This is a genomic window from Variovorax sp. BGA-UO-ETr-C22 (genome assembly GCF_059567965.1).
On sequence record NZ_JCAQPA010000011.1, the window covers coordinates 538,655 to 554,812 of the forward strand.

The following is a 16,158-nucleotide window of genomic DNA, read 5'->3' on the forward strand; positions in this document are numbered from 1 at the left end:
CGGATTATTCAGTGCAATTGCCCTTCTGGAAACCGACGAACTTCCGTACTCACCGGGTCGGTCCCGATGGCGCGCCGACTTGAATGCGGCCCTTGTTGAGCCTATAACTCAAGCATGGTCTCTTGCTCGTCGCAAGACGGAAAGGAGGCGCCGTGAAAAGACGCATCTATTGGCTGTTGCCGGACCTGGCGAGTGCCAGGCAGGCGATGCACGATCTGCTGCAGGCGCGTGTCGACATCGCGCACCTGCATTTCGCCGCACGCGAAGGCCAGGACATGGCCGGGCTCCATGCGGCCAACGTCTGGCAGACCTCCGACCTCGTTCACGCCGCCAAGACCGGCTGGGTGCTCGGCACCGCCTGCGGCGTGGTCGTCGGGCTGCTGGCCGCGCTGCTGTTCCCCGTGTTCGGCGACGAGCCCGAATGGGCCGTGGCCGTGGGCCTGGCGCTGCTGGGCGGCGTGGTGGGCGCCTGGTCGGCCACCATGGTCGGCGTGTCGATCCCGAGCCCGCGGCTGGCGCGCTTCGAAAGCGCCATCGCGCAGGGCCAGGTCCTGTTGATGGTCGACCTGCCGCCGTCGCGCGTGCGCGAGGTCGAGGCGATGCTGGAGGCCACGCACCCCGAGGCCCGCTTCGAGGGCGAAGAGCCGCGGATTCCGGCGATCCGCTGAAGCCGCCGCGCATGCGACTCCCGGACCCCACGATGGCCACCCCAGGGAGCGCAGCACATGACCATCGCCGTCGTCCTGTTGCTCATCGTGGTGGCCTCGGTGGCGTTCCACGTCGTCAACCCGTGGTGGACGACGCCGCTGGCCTCCAACTGGCAGCGCATGGACGACACGCTGACCATCACGCTGCTCATCACCGGCCTGTTCTTCGTCGTCATCAACCTGTTCCTCGCCTACACCGTGGTGCGCTTTCGCCACCGCGAGGGGCGCCGCGTGGCGCCGCATGCGCCCGAGAGCCGCACGCTGGAGCGCTGGCTCATCGGCGGCACCACCGCCGGCATCATGGCGCTGCTGGCGCCCGGCCTCGTGGTGTACGCGAACTACGTGCGCACGCCGCATGACGCGCGCGTGCTCGAGGTGCTGGGCCAGCAGTGGCAGTGGCGCTTTCGCCTGCCGGGCGCGGACGGCAAGCTGGGCGCGACCGACGCGCGCTTCGTCAGCGCCGCCAACCCCTTCGGGCTCGACCCGGCCGACGCGGCGGGGCGGGACGACCTGCTGGTCCCCGGCGACGAGGTGCACCTGCCGATCGGCCAGCCGGTGCTGGTGCTGATGCGCTCCCACGACGTGCTGCACGACTTCTTCGTGCCACCCATCCGCGCCCGCATGAACATCGTGCCGGGGCAGGTCAGCCGCTTCTGGTTCACGCCCACCGTCGCGGGCCGCTACGAGGCGCTGTGCGCGCAGCTGTGCGGCGTGGGCCATCCGAACATGCGCGGCTTCGTGGTGGTGGAGGACGCGGCGGCCTACGACGCCTGGCGCACGGCGCTGCCGACCTTCGGCGCGATGCAGCTGGCGCAAGCGGCCAAGGCGGCGCAGGCTGCCCAGGCACCGGCCGGCGGTGGCGGCCGTGTCGACCAGGGCCGCGCGCTGGCCGACGCCAAGGGCTGCGTGGCCTGCCACACCATCGACGGCAGCACACGCGTGGGGCCGACCTGGAAGGGCCTGTACGGCAAGACCGAGTCGATGGCCGACGGCAGCACCGCGCTGGTCGACGAGGCCTACCTGCGCAGCTTCATCCGCGACCCGCAGGCGCGCCACGTGAAGGGCTTCCCGCCGGTGATGCCGAAGATCGACCTGAGCGACGAGGAACTGGCCGCGCTGGTGGCCTACATCCAGAGTCTGGGCAGCCCGCCGGCGCAGGCTGCCACCGAACAGAAGGCCGCGCGATGACCGACGCTGCTGTGCTCACCCCCGCCGACGACGAACACGACGATGGCGGTCACCCGGCGCCGCAGGGTTTCCTGCGCCGCTACGTCTGGAGCCAGGACCACAAGGTGATCGCCGTGCAGTACGCCTGCACCGCCATCGCGGTGGGCGTGGTCGGCCTGGTGCTGTCCAACCTGATGCGACTGCAGCTGGGCTTTCCGGGCCAGTTCGAGTTCATCAACGCCGAGCGCTACTACCAGTTCGTGACCATGCACGGGATGATCATGGTGATCTACCTGCTCACGGCGCTGTTCCTCGGCGGCTTCGGCAACTACCTGATCCCGCTCATGGTGGGGGCGCGCGACATGGTGTTCCCCTACCTCAACATGCTGAGCTTCTGGGTCTACCTGCTGTCGGTGGTGGTGCTGATGGCGAGCTTCTTCGTCGCGGGCGGCCCCACCGGCGCGGGCTGGACGCTGTACCCGCCGCAGTCGATCCTGCCCGGCACGCCGGGCCATGGCGGCGGCATCGTGCTGATGCTGGTGTCGCTGCTGATCTTCATCGTGGCCACCACCATGGGCGGCCTGAACTACGCGACCACCGTGCTGCAGGCGCGCTGCCGGGGCATGACGCTGCTGCGCATGCCGCTCACGGTGTGGGGCATCTTCGTGGCCACGGTGCTGGCGCTGCTGGGTTTTCCGGCGCTGTTCGTCAGCGGCGTGATGCTGCTGCTGGACCGCACGGTGGGCACCAGCTTCTTCATGCCGGCGCTGGTGTCGATGGGGCAGCTGTCGGGCCACAAGGGCGGCAGCCCGCTGCTGTTCCAGCACCTGTTCTGGTTCTTCGGCCACCCCGAGGTCTACATCGTGGCGCTGCCGGCCTTCGGCATCGTGTCGGACCTGATCAGCGTGCACGCGCGCAAGCGCATCTTCGGCTACCGCACGATGGTGTGGGCCATCGTGGCCATCGGCGGGCTCAGCGTGGTGGTGTGGGCGCACCACATGTTCGTGAGCGGCATGAACCCGTACTTCGGCTTCTTCTTCGCCACCACCACGCTGGTCATCGCGGTGCCCACCGCGATCAAGGTCTACAACTGGCTGCTCACGCTGTGGCGCGGCGACATCCACCTGTCGGTGCCGATGCTGTTCGCGCTGGCCTTCGTGTGCACCTTCGTCATCGGCGGGCTCACGGGCCTCTTCCTGGGCAACGTGAGCGTGGACATCCCGCTGTCGGGCACCTACTTCGTGGTGGCGCACTTCCACATGGTGATGGGCGTGGCGCCGCTGTTGGTGGTGTTCGGCGGCATCTACCACTGGTTCCCCAAGATCACCGGGCGCATGCTGGACGACCGGCTCGGCCGGCTGCATTTCTGGATCACCTTCCTGGGCACCTACGCGATCTATTTCCCGATGCACTACCTGGGCGTGCTGGGCATGCCGCGGCGCTACTACAACTTCGACGGCTACAAGTTCATTCCGCCGTCGGCCTTCAGCCTGAACGAGTTCATCACCGTGGTCGCGCTGGTGGTCGGCGCGGCGCAGCTGCTCTTCATCGTCAACCTGGCCTGGAGCGCCTGGCGCGGCCGGCCGGCCGGCGCCAACCCGTGGCGTGCCGCCTCGCTCGAATGGCAGACACCCGAGACGCCGCCCGGCCACGGCAACTGGGGGCCGCGGCTGCCCGTGGCCTACCGCTGGGCCTACGCCTACGGCGTGGCGGGCGCGGCGGAAGACTTCATCGCGCAGAACGCACCGCCGCAGGCGAGCGACGACAAGGACGACGTGCCGGTGAGCGGCGCGCGCGGAGCCCCGGCATGAACGCGGACGCCGCCCTGCGCCTGCGCGGCCTGCCCCGCGACGTGCGGCTGCGCGACGCGCACGCGAGCGCGGCGGGCATCGGCCTGTGGGTCTTCATGGGCGTGGTCACCGCGCTGTTCTCCCTGTTCACCGTGGCCTACGTGATGCGCATGAGCAGCGGCGACGCGGTCGCGCTCGCGCTGCCGTGGCAGCTGTGGCTCAGCTCGGCGCTGCTGGTGGCGGGCAGCGTGGCGCTGGAAGCCGCCTCGCGCCGCGTGGACCCGGCGCGCATGCGCCGCCTGCTGCTGGCCGGCGGCCTGTGCGCCGTGGGCTTCCTCGGCGTGCAGCTGTGGGCCTGGGCCGCGATGGCGCACGCGCAGGTGCTGCCGGCCGGCAACCCGTCGGGCAGCTTCTTCTACCTGCTGACCGCCATGCACGGGCTGCACCTGGCGGGCGGCCTCGTCGGGTGGGCGATGGCGGCGCGCGTCGCGTGGGCCGACCCCGCCCGGGCCGGATGGCGCATCGCGCTGTGCGCGCGCTACTGGCACTTCATGCTGGCCGTGTGGCTGGCGCTGTTCGCGCTGCTGGGGTGGGTGACGCCGGAGGTGGCGCGCGTCCTCTGCGGCACGGCGTGAGGAGGCTTCGCATGAACTCCAGCACTGCAGCAACCCTCACCGGCCCCGCCGTCGCCACGAGCGGCTGGCGCGGCCTGGTGGCCGACTGGTCGTCCGACCGCCAGGCCTTCCACGTCTCGTGGGGCAAGGCGATGATGTGGATCTTCCTGCTGAGCGACATCTTCATCTTCAGCTGCTTCCTCACGGGCTACATGACGGTGCGCGTCTCGACCACCGTGGCCTGGCCGAACCCGAGCGAGGTGTTCGCGCTGCACGTGGGCGGGGCCGACGTGCCGCTTTTGCTGATCGCGATCATGACCTTCGTGCTCATCAGCAGCAGCGGCACGATGGCGATGGCGGTCAACTTCGCCTACCGCGGCGACCGCGTGAACGCCGCCACGCTGATGCTCGTGACCGCCACCTTCGGCGAGCTCTTTGTGGGCATGCAGGCCTTCGAGTGGTCCAAGCTGATCCTCGAGGAGGGCGTGCGGCCCTGGGGCAACCCGATGGGCGCGGCGCAGTTCGGCGCGGCCTTCTTCATGATCACGGGCTTCCACGGGCTGCACGTGTCGGCCGGCGTGGTGCTGCTGTTCGCGGTGGCCTTCAAGCTCATTCGCGGCGACTACGACAAGGCCGGCAACTACCAGGTGGTCGAGATCGTGGGCCTGTACTGGCACTTCGTGGACCTGGTGTGGGTCTTCATCTTCGCGCTGTTCTATCTCTGGTGAGGACCATCATCATGAACACCACCCACGCCACCACCGGCCAGCAGCACCCGATCGGCCTGTACCTGAAGATCTGGGGGCTCCTGTTCGTGCTCAGCGCGATGTCGTACATGGTCGACTACTTCCATGTGCAGAGCTACCTGCGCTGGGGCCTGATCATCGTCTTCATGCTGCTGAAGGCCGGGCTCATCGTCGCGGTCTTCATGCACATGGCGTGGGAGCGGATGGCGCTGGTCTACGCGATCCTGCTGCCGCCGCTGTGCCTTTTGGTGCTGGTCGGGCTGATGGCGGCGGAGGCCGACCACACCTTCCTCGCGCGGCTGGCGTTCTTCCGCTGACGGCCCTGCTCAGCGCCGCACCACGAAGCGCGTGATCACCGGCGGCGACTCGCCCAGGTGGAAGGCCAGGCGGCGTTCGCGCAGCGCCATGTCGGCGGCGGTGGCGCGGTTGAAGCGGCGCAGGTGGTCGGTCCACGACTCGTCCACGATCTGCTCCACGTAGCGTTCGGGCTGCGCGATGTCGTGCAGCAGCTCCCAGCCGATGGCGCCCTGGCCCAGGCGCGCGCGCCGGGTCTGCTGCATCACGAGGTGGAAGGCCGCGGCGCGCGACGGGTCGATCAGGTACTCGACCGTGATCACCACGCGGCCGTCTTCCTGCGGCGCCTCGGCCGGCGGGCCGGTGGCCCAACCGGCCTGGGCGGGGCGCACGTCGTCTTCGCCGCTCACGTCGGTCACCCAGCGCATGGCCGCCAGCATCAGCAGCGTGCCGCTCACGGCGGCGATGGCCAGGCTCAGCTTCAGCGACGTGACGGTGGCCACCTGGCCCCACAGCGCCGCGCCGATCGCACTCGCGCCCATGATCGCCATCTGGTAGGTCGACATGCCGCGCGCGCGCACCCAGTCGGGCAGCGCCAGCTGGGCCGACACCGACAGCGAGTTGGCCACCGTGATCCACGCCATGCCGCCGAAGAACATCGCCGGCACCGCGACCCAGGCGTTGGGCGCCACGGCCATCACGGCCGTGGCGGCCGACTGCAGCATGGCGCCACGCAGCACCAGTTGGTCGCGCCCGAGCGCCTGGCGCAGCCGCGGCAGGAACAGCACCGCGATGATCGCGCCCGTGCCCATGGCGGCCAGCAGCAGCGTGAAGGTGCCGGCACCGCCGCCCTGGAGGTTGCGTGCCAGCAGCGGCAGCAGCGCCAGCAGCGCCGTCGAATGGAAGAAGAACAGCGACACGCGCGTGAGCACCGCGCGCATGCGCTGCGACTGGCGCACGAACTGCACGCCCACGCGCATCGCGCTGATGAGCTTCTCGCGCCCCAGCGGGTTGGGCGTGTGCTCGCGGCGCCAGCGCAGCACCACGAAGCCCGAGGCCACCGACAGCACCGCGTTGAGCGCGAACACCCACACGCTGCCCGCGCTCGCGATCAGCATGCCGGCCGTGAGCGGGCCGACGATGCGCGAGGCGTTCATGGCGATGCCGTTCAGGCCCAGCGCCGCCGGCAGCTGTTGGCGCGGAACGAGCTCGGGCACGATGGCCGAGAACACCGGCCAGCGCAGCGCCAGCCCGATGCCGTTGGCGAAGGTGAGCGCCAGCAGCAGCGGCGCGGTCATCACGTCGAGCGCGATGGCGGCGCACAGCACCACGGCGGTGCCGGCCAGCCAGAACTGCGTGGCCACCAGCCAGCGCCGGCGATCGAGGATGTCGGCCAGCGCGCCGCTGGGCAGGCCGAGCAGGAACACCGGCAGGGTGGAGGCCGACTGCACCAGCGCGACCCAGATCGGCGAGGTGGTCAGCGAGGTCATCATCCACGCCGCCGCCACATCGTTCATCCACATGCAGATGTTGGCGATGAGCCAGGTGCTCCACAGCATGCGGAACACGGGGAGCTTCAGGGGCTCGAGCGCCGCGAGGTTCGAGGGCTGTGGCCGGGCCGGCGGGAGGGGTGTCTCTTCGGGGGATATGGGCGGCATGTCGCGCTATTGTGGCGCGAGGCGGCGCGCCTAACCCCGGTCGCTGCGCGCGAGACGGTGTTCCAGCCGGCGCAGCAGCGTGGTCAGCACCAGCGTCATCACCCAGTACACCACCGAGATCGCCAGGTACGGCTCCCAGTAGCGCGCATAGGCGCCGGCCACGGTGCGCGCGGCGTAGGCCAGCTCGGCCAGGCCGATGGCCGACACCAGCGAGGTGTCCTTGAGCAGCGCGATCGCGTTGTTGCCCAGCGGCGGCAGCATGCGGCGAAAGGCCTGCGGCAGCACCACGTAGCGCATCACCTGCGCGGGACTCAGGCCCAGCGAGCGGCCGGCGTCGAACTGCCCGCGCGAGATCGACTGGATGCCGGCGCGGAACACTTCGGAGATGTAGGCCGCCGAGTTCAGCGTGAGCGCGACCACGCCCGAGATGAGGGCGCCGTGCTCCTGCTTGAGCGTGCGCGCGAGCTCGCCGTCGATCAGGATGCCCGTGCTCGGGTGGATGAACACCGGCATCACCGCGAAGTGGATGAGCAGGATCTGCACGAACAGCGGCGTGCCCCGGAAGAAGCTCACGTACACCGTGGCGGGCCAGCGCAGCAGCAGGCGTGTGACCCAGGTCCACGGTGCGTGGCGCGCCTGCGCCAGCCGCGCCAGCGCCAGGCACAGGCCCCAGCTCGCGCCCAGCAGCACGCAGACCACGGTCATGCGCAGCGTCATCCAGGCGCCCTGCCAGAACAGGTCCTTGTATTCCACGAGGATGTCCCAGCGGAACCATCCGAAAAGCAGCACTGGTTGTTCCATGCTTGCGTCCTCAACTCTCTGTCTATCTGTCGGTCAGCGGAAAAACGAAACGGCCGCGTGAGGGCGGCCGTGTTCAGGAAAATGCCGTGCGGCTCAGCGCACGTTCGGGTCCTTGTTGAACCACTTCTTGTAGATCGTCACGTAGCTGCCGTCGGCGCGGATGGCCGCCAGGCCGGCCGACAGCTTGTCGAGCAGCGCCTTGTCGCCCTTCTTCACGACGATGCCGAAGCCCTCTTCGGGGAAGGACTTGTCGTCCAGCGTCTTCAGCTCGGGGTGTTGCGCCACGCGGTAGGCGATCACGCCGTTGTCACCCATGGCGGCATCGACGCCGCCGCCGGCCAGCTCGGAAATGATGAGCGGCGTGCTCTCGAAGCGGCGGATGTTGGGGCTGGTCTTGCCGAACTCGCGCGAGGCGATGTCGTCGGCGGTGGAGGCGCTGACCACGGCGATCTTCTTGCCCGTGAGGTCCTTCAGCGAGGCCACGGTGCTGTTCTTCGGCAGCGCGATCAGCTGGCGCGCCGCGAAGTACGGCGGCGTGAAGTCGTAGCTCTGCTTGCGCTTCTCGTTGATGGTGACGCCCGAGATCACGAGGTCGACGTCACCGTTGTTCAGCGCGCCGAAGATGCCGGTGAAGGGCGTGTTGACGATCTTGATCTTCAGGCCCTGCTGCTTGGCGATGGCGTTGATGATGTCGATGTCGAAGCCGACGATCTGCTTGTCCTTGTTCTCGAAGGCAAACGGCGCGTAGGTGGCGCTGGAGGCCACGGTGAGTTCGCGGTTCTGGGCCTGGGCACCGAAGGCGAGCGTGGCGGCAGCGAGGCCGAGGGCCAGGGCACGGCGTAGAGAGTTCATTCGGGGTCCTTGTGTCTTGCCGCCCGGCGGGAAGCGGTGGGCGAGCATTTTAGGCGGTCGCTATCGGGACCCCTTGCCGCCTACCGGGCGAACAGGAAGTAGAGCGCGACCGCCACCACGGCCACGACGGCGATCACCTTGCCCGCGCGGGGCGAGCCGGAGGCGCCAGTGGAACTCCACGTCACGCTGTGGGTGCGCACGGTCTTCGTGCGCCCGCCACTGCTGCGCTCCGTGCGGACGAGCGCATCGGCCACGACCTGCCGGCCTTCCGGCGAGACCGCGGACATCGGCGATGCGAGGGTCTGCAGCTGCGCCGGCGTCAGCACGCCGGTGCGCACGGCCCAGGCCAGCGTGGCGGCCGGCGAGGCGGGCGCCGCCCATTCGGGTTCCTGGGCGGGCAGCAGGCTGAAGGCCTGTGCGTGCTGCGCAGGATCGATCAACTGCAGCGCCTGCAGTTGATCGAGGGCGCTCTCGGTCACGCCGTCTTCCAGGCGGTTCGCCATGAGGCTGATCTCGAGCAGCACCCAGGCCGGCGCCTGGCCGCTGACCATGGCCACGGCGTTCGCCACGGTGCGGTGCGCCTCGTCTTGCGCGCCGGGAGCGGCGCGGCTGCGCAGGCCGGGCAGGGCCTCCGGCGCCACGATGCCCTTGGCGGCCGCCCAGCCCAGCGCTTCGCTCGGGGTGCGCAGCGGCGTGTTGGGCAGGTCGGGGTGCGCGAGCGCCTGCGCGTGTTCGGCGTCGGTCAGCAGGCCCAGGGTGTGCAGGTGCGACAGGGCCCGTGGGCCGGTTTCTTGGGGATTCATGGGGGCCCAGTGTCCCAGAGGTCTCGCGAAGGGCCGCGCCGCCGGCCCGGCGCTCCCAGCGTGTGCGTTACTTCTCGGTGCGCGTCCAAATTTGGGCATCGACTCGATACACAACGCATCAATTAGTTAACACATATAACAATAAGGAACTATTAAAAACAATTGCTCAGGGAAGAAGGTATGCCATTGGTTTTGGGCGTCATGGGGCTCCCTCAGGTCGAGGTCGAGCTCCTGCGGATCATCGTTCGCCTCAGCTCCAATCTCCGGTCGTTGTGGACGGTCAGCGAGTCGCAGCCCTGCGACCTGTTGCTGGTGGACGGCGATGCGCCGGCCGCCGAGCGGCAGACGCCGTCCGCGCGCTTCGTGGTGCCGATGGTGGCGCGCGGCGAGGCCGTGGCTGCCGCGCCCGCGCGCCGCACGCTGGCACGTCCCATCTACGCGGAAGAGCTGGTCGCGCTGCTCAACCAGGTCGCGCCCAGCGGGGCCTCGGGCGACGCGGCGCGCGCCATGGTGCGCTCGATCCGCGCGCGCGCCTCGCTGATCCGCTGGCCCTCGCAGGTGACCCTGCAGCGCCATCCGATCTACGTGCGGCTGGCGGCGGCCCTGTCCAAGAGCGCGCAGTCGGCCGAAAGCCTCAGCGTGCTGGGCCGCATCGACGTGCAGGAGTGCAGCACCTTCCTCGGCCTGCTGGAGGAAGAAGGCGCGCTGACCTGGTCGGAAGAAGCCCGCGCGCCGCGCCCCTCGGGGGCTGGCGCCGGCGGCGAGGCCGCGCAGCACAAGCGGGGCCTGCTCTCGCGCATCCGCCGACGCCTCGGGCTGGCCTGAACGGGGCGCCGGCATGAGGGACTTCAAGCTCGTCTTCACGGGCCCGATGGGCGTGGGCAAGACCACGGCCATCGCGGCCATCAGCGAGACCGCGCCGATCGCCACCGAGGTCGCCAACGCCGACATCTCGGTCGCCAAGGCCACCACCACGGTGGGGCTCGACTTCGGCCAGGTCACGCTGGACAACGGCGACCGGCTGCGCCTGTACGGCACGCCGGGCCAGAGCCGCTTCGACTTCATGTGGAAGATCCTGGTGCGCGATGCGCTGGGCCTGGCGATCCTGCTGGACAACAGCCGCCCCGACCCGATGGCCGACCTGGCCCAGTACCTGGACGGCTTCGCCGGCGCACTCGAGCGCATGCCCTGCGCCGTGGGCGTGAGCCGCCTGCCGTCGCACCCCACCCCCACGCTGGACGACTACGCGCAGGCCCTGGCGGCGCGCGGGCTCGTGCTGCCGCTGCTGGCGGTCGATCCGCGCCGCAAGGACGACGTGGTCGCGCTGATCGAGACGCTGCTGATGCAGATCGAAGTGCTCGACGAGGAGGCCGCGCCATGAAGATCCCCCACGCCCTGAAGCTGCGCGCCGCGGTCGAGGCCCGCCGCGTGCTCGACGAGGTCACGGGCGTCGCTTCGGTGGTGATCGCCACGCCCGACGGCTTCGAGATCGCCAGCGTCGCGCGGCGCGACGTCGAGCCCGCGCGCATCGCCGCCATGGCCAGCTCGATCGCCGCCATCGGTGCCGTGGTGTCGCAGGAGGCGCGCCTGGGCCGCTGCACCTGCATCACGGTCGCGACCGACAACGGCTTTGCGCTCGTCAGCCCGGTGCACAGCGGCGAGACCTCGCTGGTGGTGAACGTCATCGCCGACGCCGACGCGGTGCTCGCGCAGGCGATGTACCGCACGGCGGCCTGCGTGCGGGCGCTCGAGGCGCCGCAGCTCTAGGTTCTGGCTACGAATTCACAGGCGGGGACGGATTGGCATGCGACGTCTCCACCCTCTTTTTTCATTCGCATGAATTTCACTCACAGGACTTACTGACATGGCCTCGATCCAGACCAGCCTCGACACCCTCCTGACCGCCGACGGCGCCCTGTGCGCTGCCGTGGTCGATTCCGCCAGCGGCATGATGCTGGGCGCCGCCGGCACCGGCGTGGACCTCGAAGTGGCCGCCGCCGGCAACACCGAAGTGATGCGCGCCAAGCTCAAGACGATGCGCGCGCTGGGCCTGAGCGACACCATCGAAGACATCCTCATCACGCTGGGCAAGCAGTACCACCTGCTGCGCCCGATGGCGCAGAAGGAAGGCGTGTTCATCTATTTCGTGCTCGACAAGGCGAAGTCGAACCTGGCGCTGGCCCGCCGCAAGCTGCAGGACGTCGAGAAGGACATCACCTTCTAATCAGTCCGCCAGGGCGCATCGCCGTCGGGCCGGCTCCCTCGCGGGAGGCGGCCCTTTTCTTTTTAAAAGGCGGCTACTTCGCCAGGTGCCCCAGCGGCAGCGCGCTGTTGGCCTTCACCTCGCCCAGCGAGAAGCTGGTGTGCAGGTCTTTCACGTTCGGCAGGTTCATGAGGTTCTGCCGCGCGAAGGCCGAGAAACCGTTCAGGTCCTGCGCCACCACCTGCAACTCGAAGGTGCCGGTGCCGCTGATGTAGTGGCAGGCCACCACCTCGGGCATCTTGCGGATCGCGTCTTCGAGCTTGCGCGTGGCTTCGTGGGTGACGCGCTCGGTGTCCACGCGCACGAAGGCGAGCACGCCCAGCCCGATCTTGTGGCGGTCGATCTCGGCGCGGTAGCCCTTGATGAAGCCGGCGTCTTCCAGCGCCCGCACGCGGCGCCAGCAGGGCGCCGCCGACAGGCCCACGCGCTGCGCCAGCTCGGCGTTCGTGAGGCGGCCATCGGTCTGCAGTTCTTGCAGGATAGCGAGGTCGAACTTGTCAATGCTTTCCATAGGGGTGGATGTTAAGCAAGATTTTTTCTGAAAGTCGTTTTTCCGAGGCAAAAAACGCAAACACCTGTCGCAGACCCCGGCATACACTTTGCGTCACCATGGGCTTGCGCCCTACCGGGCACAGACCCACACCCCTCAGCCAGGCCCACAAAGCCCTGCCAATACGGAGACAGAGAACATGAACGCCCCGCTGCCCGAGCACATTCGCCGCGCGCTAGAAACCGTCACGCTCGACGACAAATACAGCCTCGACTACGGGCGCGCCTTCATGAGCGGGGTCCAGGCCCTGGTCAAGCTGCCGATGCTGCAGCGCCTGCGCGACAAGCAGGTCGGCAAGAACACCGCCGGCTTCATCAGCGGCTACCGCGGCTCCCCGCTCGGCGGCTACGACCAGGCGCTGTGGAAAGCCAGCAAGTTCCTCAAGGAACAGAACATCGTCTTCCAGCCCGGCGTGAACGAAGAGCTTGCGGCCACGGCGCTGTGGGGCACGCAGCAGCTGGGCTTCTCGCCGCAGGGCACCAACAAGTTCGACGGCGTCTTCGGTATCTGGTACGGCAAGGGCCCGGGCGTGGACCGCTGCTCCGACGTCTTCAAGCACGCCAACATGGCCGGCACCACCGCCTGGGGCGGCGTGATCGCGGTGGCGGGCGACGACCACATCTCCAAGAGCAGCACGGCCGCGCACCAGAGCGACCACATCTTCAAGGCCTGCGGCACGCCGGTGTTCTTCCCGGCCAACGTGCAGGAAATCCTGGACCTGGGCATCCACGCCTTCGCACTGAGCCGCTTCTCGGGCGTGTGGTCGGGCATGAAGACGATCCAGGAGATCGTCGAGTCCAGCGCCACGGCCATGATCGACCCCGAGCGCGTCGACATCGTCATTCCCACCGACTTCGAGATGCCGCCCGGCGGCCTGCACATCCGCTGGCCCGACCATGCGCTGGAGCAGGAAGCCCGGCTCATGCACTACAAGTGGTACGCCGCGCTGGCCTACATCCGCGCCAACCGCCTGAACCACAACGTGATCGAAGGCCCGAACGACCGCTTCGGCATCATGGCCAGCGGCAAGGCCTACAACGACACGCGCCAGGCGCTCATCGACCTGGGCCTGGACGACGCGGCCTGCCGCCAGCTGGGCATCCGCCTGCACAAGGTGGGCGTGGTGTGGCCGCTGGAGGCGCAGCTCACGCGCGAGTTCGCCACCGGCCTGCAAGAGATTCTGGTGGTCGAGGAGAAGCGCCAGGTCATCGAGTACCAGCTGAAGGAAGAGCTCTACAACTGGCGCTCCGACGTGCGCCCCAACGTGGTCGGCAAGTTCGACGAAGGCGCCAGCTCCACGGACGACGGTTACTCCGGCGGCGAATGGTCGATGCCCAACCCGACCTCGCACACGCTGCTGCGCGCCAACGCCGACCTGAACCCGGCGCTCATCGCCAAGGCCATCGCCGCGCGCCTGAAGAAGACCGGCCTCTTGGCCGCCGCGGGCGCCGACATGGCCGCGCGCATCGACGCGCAACTGGCCATCCTCGAGGCCAAGGAGCGCGCGATGGTGGTGCAGCAGGCCTCCACCAGCGTGGCCGACGCCACGCGCCAGCCCTGGTTCTGCTCGGGCTGCCCGCACAACACCAGCACCGTCGTGCCCGAAGGCTCGCGCGCGATGGGCGGCATCGGCTGCCACTTCATGGCGACCTGGATGGACCGCTCCACCATCGGCTTCACGCAGATGGGCGGCGAGGGCGTGCCATGGGTCGGCCAGCAGCCCTTCACGACCGACCAGCACATCTTCGCCAACCTGGGCGACGGCACGTACTTCCACAGCGGCCTGCTGGCGATTCGCCAGAGCATCGCGGCGGGCGTGAACATCACCTACAAGATCCTCTACAACGACGCGGTCGCCATGACCGGCGGCCAACAGGTCGGCGAGCGCCCCGAGGGCCACTCGGTGCTGCAGATCGCCGAGAGCCTGCACGCCGAAGGCGCGAAGAAGGTCGTGATCGTCACCGACGAGCCCGAGAAGTACGAGGGCGTGAGCATTCCGGGCGACCACGTGCAGGTGAAGCACCGCGACCTGCTGGACGACATCCAGCGCGAGTTCCGCGCTATGTCCGGCACCACGGCCATCATCTACGACCAGACTTGCGCCACTGAAAAGCGCCGCCGCCGCAAGCGGGGCACGGCCGTCGATCCGGCCAAGCGCGTGGTCATCAACGAGCTGGTCTGCGAAGGCTGCGGCGACTGCAGCGTGCAGAGCAACTGCCTCTCGGTGGAGCCGCTGGAAACCGAATTCGGCCGCAAGCGCACCATCAACCAGAGCAGCTGCAACAAGGACATGAGCTGCCTGAAGGGCTTCTGCCCGAGCTTCGTCACCGTCGAGGGCGGCCAGCTCAAGAAGAAGGGCAAGAACAAGGCGGCCACGCCGGCCGAGTTCGGCCTGCTGGCCGAGCCCGCCATTCCGTCGCTCGCGGGCGGCAAGGTCTGGGGCGTGGTGGTGGCGGGCGTCGGCGGCACCGGCGTGATCACCATCGGCCAGCTGCTGGGCATGGCCGCGCACATCGAGGCCAAGGGCATCGTCACGCAGGACGCGGCGGGTCTGGCGCAAAAGGGCGGTGCCACCTGGAGCCACGTGCTCATCGGCGACACGCAGGACGACATCCGCACCACCCGCGTGGGCACCGCGGCGGCCGACCTGATCCTGGCCTGCGACCCGCTGGTCACGATCAACGCCGAGACCATGGCGCGCATGCGCGAAGGGCGCACGCACGTGGCGCTCAACAGCCACAGCGCGCCCACGGCCGCCTTCGTGCGCAACGCCAACTGGCAGAACCCCGAAGACGCCTGCGCCGCTGAAATTGCGCGCGCCGTGGGCATCGACGGCCTGGGCGCCTTCGACGCCGATGCCGCCGCCACCGCGCTGATGGGCGACACCATCTACGTCAACCCGATGATCCTGGGCTACGCCTGGCAGAAGGGCTGGGTGCCGCTGGCGCACGAGTCGCTGATGCGCGCCATCGAGCTGAACGCCGTGGCCGTCGAGAACAACAAGACCGCCTTCGAGTGGGGCCGTCAGGCCGCCGTGCGCCCGGACGAGCTGCAAAAGCGCGTGCGCCCGGGCCAGGTCATCGAGTTCAAGAAGCGCGAGACGGTCGAGGCCCTCGTCGCTCGTCGCGCCGAGTTCCTGACCGGCTACCAGAACGCCGCCTACGCCGAGGAATACAAGGCCTTCGTCGGCCGCGTGCAGCAGGTCGAGTCGGCCGTCGGCAAGAGCACGGGACTGGCCGAAACGGTGGCCCGCTACCTGTTCAAGCTCATGGCCTACAAGGACGAGTACGAAGTCGCCCGCCTGCACACCGACCGCAGCTTCCTGGACCGCGTCGAGGGCATGTTCGAGGGCGACTACAAGCTCAACTACCACCTGGCGCCGCCGCTGCTGGCAAAGAAGAACACCAAGGGCCAGCTGCAGAAGCAGAAGTTCGGCCCCTGGATGCTCACGGGCTTCCGCTTCCTGGCGAAGCTCAAGGGCCTGCGCGGCACGGCGCTCGATGTCTTCGGCCGCACCGAAGAGCGCAAGACCGAGCGCGCCCTCATCGGCGAGTACCGCGCCAGCATCGAGGAAGTGCTCAAGGGCCTGCGCGCCGACAACCACGCGCTGGCGCTGGAGATCGCGGCGCTGCCGGAGCAGATCCGCGGCTATGGCCACGTGAAGGAGCGCAACCTCGCGGCGGCCCGCACCCGCTGGACCGAGCTGATGGCCAAGTGGCGCAACCCCCAGGCGCAGCGCGCAGCGGCCTGATCCGCCAGGCCCGTTTCCCCTGACAAAGAGCGCCCCTGCGGCGCTCTTTGCTATTTAAACGATAGCTGAAAGCCCTCGGGGGTGCGCCGGATAAGGGCGCGAAACGGCCATCTGCGCCGAATACAATGCCCGACTGCGCGCGGCCTCCCCCGCCGAGCCTTT

The 16,158-nt window shown here is 68.9% G+C and carries 16 protein-coding genes; 11 read left to right on the forward strand and 5 right to left on the reverse strand.

Going from position 1 to position 16,158, the window contains the following annotated elements:
* Positions 1-152 precede the first annotated feature (152 nt).
* The 6 genes from AC57B8_RS22370 to AC57B8_RS22395 are packed head-to-tail and all read left to right on the forward strand — an operon-like array spanning position 153 to position 5,341.
* Positions 153-668, forward strand: a complete 516-nt coding sequence (locus AC57B8_RS22370) for a hypothetical protein (protein WP_062479635.1) — start codon at positions 153-155, stop codon at positions 666-668.
* 57 nt (positions 669-725) lie between these two features.
* Entirely contained in the window at positions 726-1,895 is a 1,170-nt protein-coding gene (locus AC57B8_RS22375; protein ID WP_496480799.1) for a cytochrome c oxidase subunit II, read from the forward strand.
* Positions 1,892-3,685: a cytochrome c oxidase subunit I gene (ctaD, locus tag AC57B8_RS22380; protein ID WP_496480800.1), complete on the forward strand. Its 1,794-nt coding sequence runs from the start codon at positions 1,892-1,894 to the stop codon at positions 3,683-3,685. Before AC57B8_RS22375 ends, ctaD begins: the two co-directional genes overlap by 4 nt.
* Entirely contained in the window at positions 3,682-4,299 is a 618-nt protein-coding gene (locus AC57B8_RS22385) for a cytochrome c oxidase subunit 3 family protein (protein ID WP_307582194.1), read from the forward strand. Before ctaD ends, AC57B8_RS22385 begins: the two co-directional genes overlap by 4 nt.
* Positions 4,300-4,310: 11 nt before the next feature.
* Entirely contained in the window at positions 4,311-5,006 is a 696-nt protein-coding gene (locus AC57B8_RS22390; RefSeq protein WP_496480801.1) for a heme-copper oxidase subunit III family protein, read from the forward strand.
* 11 nt (positions 5,007-5,017) lie between these two features.
* On the forward strand, positions 5,018-5,341 hold the full coding sequence (locus tag AC57B8_RS22395; RefSeq protein ID WP_062479625.1) for a cytochrome C oxidase subunit IV family protein: 324 nt from the start codon (positions 5,018-5,020) through the stop codon (positions 5,339-5,341).
* A 9-nt stretch (positions 5,342-5,350) separates the two neighbouring features.
* Here AC57B8_RS22395 and AC57B8_RS22400 read toward each other — a convergent pair whose 3' ends face one another.
* The 4 genes from AC57B8_RS22400 to AC57B8_RS22415 all read right to left on the reverse strand — a co-directional run bounded on the left by AC57B8_RS22400 (position 5,351) and on the right by AC57B8_RS22415 (position 9,432).
* Entirely contained in the window at positions 5,351-6,976 is a 1,626-nt protein-coding gene (locus AC57B8_RS22400) for an MFS transporter (RefSeq protein WP_095950483.1), read from the reverse strand.
* A 30-nt stretch (positions 6,977-7,006) separates the two neighbouring features.
* Entirely contained in the window at positions 7,007-7,777 is a 771-nt protein-coding gene (locus AC57B8_RS22405; protein ID WP_070063241.1) for an amino acid ABC transporter permease, read from the reverse strand.
* Positions 7,778-7,870: 93 nt separating this feature from the next.
* A complete protein-coding gene (locus AC57B8_RS22410; protein WP_062479619.1) occupies positions 7,871-8,629 on the reverse strand; it encodes a basic amino acid ABC transporter substrate-binding protein in 759 nt (252 codons plus the stop codon).
* Between the two features lie 80 nt (positions 8,630-8,709).
* Positions 8,710-9,432 (reverse strand): hypothetical protein, encoded by a 723-nt coding sequence (locus AC57B8_RS22415; RefSeq protein WP_496480802.1) that lies wholly within the window; start codon positions 9,430-9,432, stop codon positions 8,710-8,712.
* 180 nt (positions 9,433-9,612) lie between these two features.
* On the opposite strand from AC57B8_RS22415, the gene AC57B8_RS22420 reads away from it, so the two are divergent.
* The 4 genes from AC57B8_RS22420 (at position 9,613) to AC57B8_RS22435 (ending at position 11,656) form a co-directional block, all read left to right on the forward strand.
* A complete protein-coding gene (locus AC57B8_RS22420) occupies positions 9,613-10,257 on the forward strand; it encodes a hypothetical protein (protein WP_487847618.1) in 645 nt (214 codons plus the stop codon).
* 13 nt (positions 10,258-10,270) lie between these two features.
* On the forward strand, positions 10,271-10,813 hold the full coding sequence (locus tag AC57B8_RS22425; RefSeq protein ID WP_496480803.1) for a GTP-binding protein: 543 nt from the start codon (positions 10,271-10,273) through the stop codon (positions 10,811-10,813).
* Positions 10,810-11,199 (forward strand): roadblock/LC7 domain-containing protein, encoded by a 390-nt coding sequence (locus tag AC57B8_RS22430; protein WP_492737467.1) that lies wholly within the window; start codon positions 10,810-10,812, stop codon positions 11,197-11,199. The genes AC57B8_RS22425 and AC57B8_RS22430 overlap by 4 nt, the downstream gene beginning before the upstream one ends.
* 97 nt (positions 11,200-11,296) lie before the next feature.
* Complete coding sequence (locus AC57B8_RS22435; RefSeq protein WP_307695214.1) at positions 11,297-11,656, forward strand: hypothetical protein; 360 nt, start codon at positions 11,297-11,299, stop codon at positions 11,654-11,656.
* 73 nt (positions 11,657-11,729) lie between these two features.
* Here the strand turns inward: AC57B8_RS22435 and AC57B8_RS22440 are convergent, their stop codons facing one another.
* Positions 11,730-12,206 (reverse strand): Lrp/AsnC family transcriptional regulator, encoded by a 477-nt coding sequence (locus AC57B8_RS22440; protein ID WP_062478228.1) that lies wholly within the window; start codon positions 12,204-12,206, stop codon positions 11,730-11,732.
* Between the two features lie 178 nt (positions 12,207-12,384).
* Here AC57B8_RS22440 and AC57B8_RS22445 point away from each other — a divergent pair, with 178 nt between their 5' ends.
* Complete coding sequence (locus AC57B8_RS22445) at positions 12,385-15,996, forward strand: indolepyruvate ferredoxin oxidoreductase family protein (RefSeq protein ID WP_496480804.1); 3,612 nt, start codon at positions 12,385-12,387, stop codon at positions 15,994-15,996.
* The last annotated feature ends 162 nt before the right edge of the window (positions 15,997-16,158 follow it).